Genomic DNA, 6446 nt, shown 5'->3' on the forward strand with positions numbered 1-6446 from the left:
CACACAGCCTCGCCTCCGGCGAACGGCACCACCAGCGTCAGCGGGCCGGGCCAGAAGGCCGCGGCGAGCCGCCGCGCCTCGGCGGAGAAGGCGCCGATGGCGAACGCCTGCGCCGCCGTGGCGGTGTGGGCGATGAGCGGGTTGAAGGCGGGGCCGGCCCTTGGCGGCATAGAGGTCCGCCACCGCCCGCGGGTTCGCCGCGTCCGCCCCGAGGCCATAGACGGTCTCGGTGGGAAAGGCGACCAGCCGGCCCTCGGCGAGCAGCGCCGCGCACTGCGCCGGCGCCTGCGGCGCGTCGGCCGAAAGGCGCAGGGTCGGGCGGTGCAGGCGGGTTGCGGACGGGTTCATGATTGCCGGCGCATCAGACGAAGGGGCCAAAGCCAGGCCCTTGACGAAACGGGGGCGACGCCGCGAATTGGTGCGCCGGTTCCGGCTCTAGAGAGCAGGCCGTGCCGGGTCAAGCCGGCGTACATGCACACGTGGAGAGACCGATGGCCTATCGCGCACCCGTCGAGGATGTGTCCTTCCTGCTGAAGAGCTGCACCTCGCTGCCGCGGCTCATGGAAGAGGGCGTCGTCGATCTGTCCTTCGATCTCGTGGACAGCGTGCTGGAGGAGGCCGGCAAGTTCGCCGCCTCCGAGATCGTCCCCCTCGACCGGGTGGCGGACAAGGAGGGCTGCACGCTGAAGGACGGCGCGGTCTCGACGCCCGCCGGTGTGCGCGCCGCCTATGAGGCGTGGGCGGCGGCGGGCTGGCCCTCGGTGGCGGCCGAAGAGCGGTTCGGCGGCCAGCATCTGCCGGTCGCGCTCACCTCCGCGCTCACCGAGTTCTGGAATTCCGCGAGCCCCGCCTTCGGCATCTGCGGCGTGCTCACCATGGGTGCGGTGGAGGCGCTCACCGCCCACGGCGCGCCGGCGCTGCAGGACACCTATTTGCCGAAGCTGGTGGCCGGCACCTGGACCGGCACCATGAACCTCACCGAGCCGCAGGCGGGCTCCGACCTCTCGGCCCTGCGCGCCCGCGCCGAGCCCCAGGGCGACGGCACCTACCGCATCTTCGGCACCAAGATCTTCATCACCTATGGCGAGCACGACGTCGCCGAGAACATCGTCCACCTGGTGCTCGCGCGCCTGCCCGGCGCGCCCGCCGGCACGCGCGGCATCTCGCTGTTCCTGGTGCCGAAGTTCCTGGTGAACGCGGACGGCAGCCTGGGTGCGCGCAACGACGCGGTGTGCACCGGCATCGAGCACAAGCTCGGCCTGCACGGCTCGCCCACCTGCACCATGAGCTTCGGCGACCAAGGCGAGGGCGCGGTCGGCTGGCTCATCGGCGAGGAGAATCGCGGCCTCAATTGCATGTTCACCATGATGAACAACGCCCGCCTGGCGGTGGGCGTGCAGGGCGTCGCCATCGCCGAGCGCGCCACCCAGCGCGCCATCGCTTTTGCGAAGGAGCGTCGCCAGGGCAAGGCGGCGTCCTACACGGGCGAGGGCATGGCGCCCATCGTCGCCCATCCGGACGTGCAGCGCACGCTGCTCACCATGCGGGCCGAGACGCTGGCGGCGCGCGCCATCTGCCTGATGACCGCGGACGCGCTCGACCGCTATCACCGCCTGCGACCCGCCGCCCGCGCCGCCGCGCACGCCGAGGCGAGCCTGCTCACGCCGGTGGCGAAGGCCTTCTCCACCGACATCGGCATCGAGGTCGCCTCCATGGGCGTCCAGGTGCATGGCGGCATGGGCTATATCGAGGAGACGGGCGCGGCGCAGCACCTGCGCGATGCGCGCATCTTCGCCATCTATGAGGGCACGAACGGCATCCAGGCCATCGACCTCGTCACCCGCAAGATCGGCCAGAACGGCGGCGATGTGGTGGAGGGCCTGATCGCCGATTATCGCGCCATCGCGGCCGACGTGACGGCGGTGAACGCCCCCGAGTTCGGCCATACGGGCGTGCGGCTCGCCGAGGCGGTGGACGCCTTTGCCGCCGCCACCCGAAAGATGCTGGACTGGCTGGGCGAGGACCAAGCCAAGGCGCTGGCGGGGGCGACGCCCTATCTGCGCCTGTTCGCCCGCGCGGCCGGCGGCGCCTATCTCGCCAAGGCGGCGCTGGCGGCGCACCGCGCCCGCAGCGGGGGCGAGAGCGACCCGCGCCTTGCCTCCCGCATCGCGCTCGCCCGCTTCTTCGCCGAGAATCTGGCCACCGAGGCGCGCGGCCTCTGCGAAAGCGTCACCGGCGGCGCCGGCGCGGTGCTGGAGGCTGAGGCGGTGCTGGCGGTCGATTGAGAAGGCTCCCGATGCGCCGGTGGCCGATCTGCATAGCGTAACGTAATGTGCCCTCCGGCCAAGGAGGCAGCATGAGCAAGCCACCCGTGAAGTCCGGCGCCGCCGCGCGCCCGGCCAAGGCGGTGCGCCCCGTTGCGAAGGGCAGCGCGGCGGATGCGGCGTGGTCCTCCTGTCCGGCGGCAATCCGCAGATCGCCAAGGGCGACGGCGACGGGCCGGTACAGGCCTATATCGCCGCCATGCCGGGCTGGACGCGACAGGTGGGCACGCGCCTCGATACGCTGGTGATGCGCACCGTGCCCGGCGTGCGCAAGGCTGTGCGCTGGAACTCGCCGTTCTACGGCGTGGAGGGGCAGGGTTGGTTCCTGTCGGTCCACGTCTTTGCCCGCTACGTGAAGGTGACCTTCTTCGCCGGGATGTCGCTCGACCCGCTGCCACCCGGCGGCACTGCCCGCAGCGGCGACGCGCGCTGGATCGACCTGCGCGAGGGCGATCCAGTCGACGACGCGCGGATGGCGGCCTGGGTGGCGCAGGCCGCGGCCTTGCCCGGCTGGACGCCGTAGCAGCCGGGCAGGTGAGCGCCGCCCAGGGTAGCAGCCTGGCGAGGCGCAAGCGCTGCATTCACGCCCCCCTCTCCCAACGGAGGGGGGGAGCCCCTCGTAGGGTCGGCCCGTTCCAACGCCAGGGGCCGTCGCCTCCGTTCGCGCCCCCTCTCCCCTTGCGGGAGAGGGCCGGGGTGAGGGGTTCGGACGCCGGGGCGTTGAGGCATCGCGGACTGCGCCGCCGGCCTACGGCCCCGTGAAGCGGTCGAACACCATGTCGGGGGCGCTGGTGTTGTGGGCGGACGGCGCGAGCCGGCCGGCCCACAGAGCGCGGACGTCGGAGGCTCCGGCAAAGGCGGTCACGTGCGCCTCGCGCCAGCCGTCGGCGCCGGTGCGAAAGGCGAGGCGGGCGACGTCGGCGTTCGCTTCCGTCACATACATGGAGCGCAGGGCCGCGAAGGCGCCGGCGCGCGGCCGGTCGAACGTCGCCTCCAGCACCATGCGCGCCTCGGACAGTTCGGCGAGGGCGAGCCGCGCGGTGCCGCCTGCGGCGAAGGCGAGCGTGAAGGCCTTGGCTGCGGGATCGAACGCGATCTCCTTGAGATCGACCACCGGCCGCCCCTTGTCCTCGACAGGGCCGAGCAGGAAGGACGAGCCGTAGGCTACGCCACGCAGATGCGGCGGCGGCAGCGGGCGGGCGCGCCAGTAGCCGTCCGGCGGATAGACCACCAGCACCTCCTCGGCGCGCTCCTTGTGCCACACCCAGAGCTGGACCAGATGCAGCCCCTCGAAGGTGCGCGCCCCGACCCGCACCGGCGTCGCCGCCGCGCGCCAGAAGGAGGGATAGGTGAAGCCCACGAGCCACAGGTCCGGCGTCTCAAAGAGCGTGGTGCGCTTAGGCTCGGCGAGCGGCGCGGCGGCGGGGACCTTGGGGTCGTTCGTCATGTCGCAGGCGGTGAAGTCCGGCGCCGTGCTGTCGATCGCGAGCGTGCCCACATAGGCCGGGTGCCGCGCCTCGATCCTGAGGCCGGTGACCGCGGGGGCGGAGAAGGTGAGAGAGACGTTGTCGGTCTCGGCGCAGGCGGTGGGCGTCGTGCCGTTCGCCACCGCGACCCCGATCTCGCCCGCCGCAGCGGGGCGCAGGAGGCGCAGGCGATCAGCAGCGCCGCGGCGGCGCGGTGCTCAGCCCGCAAACGCATAGCCCGCACCCTTCGGTTCGATGAGGCCGCGCACGGCGAGATGGGAGCCCATGATCGCGATCTTGTCCGCGCTCACCAGGTCGAGCAGCCGAAGACGGGTCGCCCGCGCCTCCGCCATGTCCACGTCGAACAGGAGCGACCAGCCGGGATTGGGGAACTGGAGCGCGGCGGTGTGGAGCACGTCGGTCCACAGCAGGATGCGCTCGGGACCGTCCTCGATCAGCACCCCCATATGGCCCGGCGTATGGCCGGGAAAAGGCATGGCAAGCACGCCCGGCGCCAGCGCCGCGACGCCCTCGAGCGGCTCGATCCGGTCCTTGTAGGCGGCCAGCACGTCGCGGGCGATCTTGAAGAAGGGCTTCATCGCCTCCGGCGCGCGGGCGAGCATGGCGTCGTCGCTCCAGAAGGCGATCTCCTTGAGCTGCAGCGTGACGCGCGCCTTCGGGAAGCGCGCCGTGCCGTCGGCGGCGAGAAGGCCGCCCGCATGGTCGCCGTGGAGATGGGTGAGGTGGATCGCGTCCACCTTCGCCGGGTCGATGCCGGCGCCCGCCATGGCGCCGAACGCCTTGCCGAAATCGGCGCCGAACAGGGACCCGCAGCCGCAATCGATCAGAACGAGGCGGCCATCCCGCTCCAGCGCGAAGGCGTTCACCGGGATCGGCACCGGACCGTTCGCCGGCAGGTCGGCGGCCTTGAGCAGCGCGGCGCCCTGCGGGCTCTGGGCATCCGGGATCACCGGCAGGGGCAGAGGAAAGGTCCCGTCGAACAGCGGCGTCACCTGAAAAACGCCCCCACCCGGAAAGCCCGCCGCGCCGAGCGGCGCCGACGGCGGGCGGGAATGCGAATCGGCGAGCGCCGCAGGGCGCCGAGCGGCAGCGGCGGCGCTGGCGGCAATGAAGGCGCGGCGGGAGAGGGCGGACATCATCTGCTCCTGGGGCGCGGGAGGGCGCGCGGACGCTATCAGGCGCACCGATCGCGGCCAATCTCGGGCGGGCGGGGAATCGCCCGCGACGGCGGGGCGCCGGCCCGGCCTCAGGCCGATCTCGGTCCGACCTGGTTCCGACGTGACCCCGACCTAACCCCGATCTGGGGCACGGCGCACCGCAAAATGCCGCCGGCGGGTGCGGCGCGCGGGCGGGCGTGGCATAATCGGCGGCGGAAGGCCCCTTCCACCGCCCGTTCCGGCGGCGGGAGGGGCCGCTTCTTGTGCGGACCAACCGGCGCGGACCATCGGCGGAGCAAGGATGCGTTATCTCAACCTCATCAAGACCATTTCCAACTGGCCGGTCTATTTCGCGCACAAGTACAACCTCACCACCGCGTCCCCGGCCCTGTTCGAGCTGCGCGGCGGCGGGCGCATCCATGTCCCGCGCGAAGTGATGCACGAGTTCAAGGAGGTGTTCTTCGACGAGGCCTATCTCTCCGGCATGCCGCTGCCCATGCCCGAAGGCGCGAGTGTGGTGGACATCGGCGCCAATATCGGCGCCTTCAGCGTGTTCGCCGCCAGCCGCTTCAAGGGCGCCCGCGTGGTCGCCTTCGAGCCCGACCCGGTGAACTTCGCCGCGCTGGCCCGCAACGCCGCCGAGGCCGGCGGCCGCATCACGGCGGTGGAGACGGCCATTGCGGGGCAGGCGGGCACGCTGGTCTTCCACCGGGGCGACGCCACCGGCGTCTCCACCTCGGCATCGCTGGTGCGCAGCACGGGAGAGAAGATCACGGTGACGGCCGTCACCCTTGAGGAGGCGTTCGCGGCGCAGGGCATCGCCACCTGCGACCTCATGAAGATGGATTGCGAGGGTGCGGAGTTCGACATCCTCTACGGCGCCTCCGACGCGCTGCTCGCCCGCATCCGCCAGATGGTGGTGGAGATCCACGACCAGGGCAAAGGCAACCGCACCCGCGCCGCCGTCATCGCCCACCTCATGGCCAAGGGCTTCCAGGTGAAAGACGGCATGCACCACCTGCTGTGGGCGTGGCGGGCGGAGCGCTGAGCGCAGGCGCCACTTGACCGTGATCAAGGCCGAGATGCCGCAGGGGCCCGCATAAAGTACGGCGCCGGCTCCTGCCGGCACCGGAGGGCGGCATGGCGACGTTCGAGGTGAGAGTGCCGCCGCACGGCCTTCCCGGGACGCTGAGCGTCCCGGACTATGCGGGCGCCCTCGTCCTGTTCGCCCATGGCAGCGGTTCGAGCCGCCTTTCCCCGCGCAACGGGATGGTCGCCGAGGCGCTGAACCGGCAGGGCATCGCCACCGTGCTGTTCGACCTGCTCTCGCTCGAGGAGGAGGCCGACCGCGCCAAGGTGTTCGACATCGACCTTCTGGCCGACCGGCTGTCCGAGGCCGTGGGCTGGGCCAAGGCGGAGGAGCGGGCTCGCGCGCCTGCCGGTCGGGCTGTTCGGCGCCAGCACCGGCGCCGCCGCCG

General features: G+C 72.1%; 6 protein-coding genes and 1 pseudogene. 4 read left to right on the forward strand and 3 right to left on the reverse strand.

Features of this window, described 5'->3' with window-relative positions; translation table 11 throughout:
• Window positions 1–348, reverse strand: a pseudogene (locus AC2W7M_RS17645) (L-threonylcarbamoyladenylate synthase); the annotation flags it as partial.
• A gap of 143 nt (window positions 349–491) precedes the next feature.
• On the opposite strand from AC2W7M_RS17645, the gene AC2W7M_RS17650 reads away from it, so the two are divergent.
• Together AC2W7M_RS17650 and AC2W7M_RS17655 are read left to right on the forward strand one after the other, a co-directional pair.
• Window positions 492–2285: an acyl-CoA dehydrogenase family protein gene (locus AC2W7M_RS17650; RefSeq protein WP_486133658.1), complete on the forward strand. Its 1794-nt coding sequence runs from the start codon at window positions 492–494 to the stop codon at window positions 2283–2285.
• A gap of 160 nt (window positions 2286–2445) precedes the next feature.
• Window positions 2446–2847 carry a DUF1801 domain-containing protein gene (locus AC2W7M_RS17655; protein WP_486133660.1) on the forward strand — a complete coding sequence of 134 codons (402 nt, stop codon included), beginning with the start codon at window positions 2446–2448 and terminating at the stop codon, window positions 2845–2847.
• 225 nt (window positions 2848–3072) lie between these two features.
• On the opposite strand, the gene AC2W7M_RS17660 is transcribed toward AC2W7M_RS17655, so the two are convergent.
• Together AC2W7M_RS17660 and AC2W7M_RS17665 are read right to left on the reverse strand one after the other, a co-directional pair.
• Entirely contained in the window at window positions 3073–3933 is an 861-nt protein-coding gene (locus AC2W7M_RS17660; RefSeq protein ID WP_486133661.1) for a hypothetical protein, read from the reverse strand.
• A gap of 75 nt (window positions 3934–4008) precedes the next feature.
• The gene (locus tag AC2W7M_RS17665) at window positions 4009–4947 is read right to left on the reverse strand and encodes an MBL fold metallo-hydrolase (RefSeq protein ID WP_486133663.1); all 939 of its coding nucleotides are present in this window, start codon (window positions 4945–4947) and stop codon (window positions 4009–4011) included.
• Window positions 4948–5269: 322 nt separating this feature from the next.
• On the opposite strand from AC2W7M_RS17665, the gene AC2W7M_RS17670 reads away from it, so the two are divergent.
• Complete coding sequence (locus tag AC2W7M_RS17670) at window positions 5270–6016, forward strand: FkbM family methyltransferase (protein ID WP_486133665.1); 747 nt, start codon at window positions 5270–5272, stop codon at window positions 6014–6016.
• A 92-nt stretch (window positions 6017–6108) separates the two neighbouring features.
• A partial coding sequence (locus tag AC2W7M_RS17675) for a dienelactone hydrolase family protein (protein WP_486133667.1) occupies window positions 6109–6446 on the forward strand: 338 nt, incomplete at its 3' end.

This window comes from Xanthobacter sp. BG11Y11_SDJG, from assembly GCF_057364445.1.

Bases quoted from the DNA above. Each gene is read 5' to 3' on its own strand.
- AC2W7M_RS17650 (WP_486133658.1), top strand. From the start codon at position 492: ATGGCCTATCGCGCACCCGTCGAGGATGTGTCCTTCCTGCTGAAGAGC.
- AC2W7M_RS17665 (WP_486133663.1), bottom strand. From the start codon at position 4,947: ATGTCCGCCCTCTCCCGCCGCGCCTTCATTGCCGCCAGCGCCGCCGCT.
- AC2W7M_RS17670 (WP_486133665.1), top strand. From the start codon at position 5,270: ATGCGTTATCTCAACCTCATCAAGACCATTTCCAACTGGCCGGTCTAT.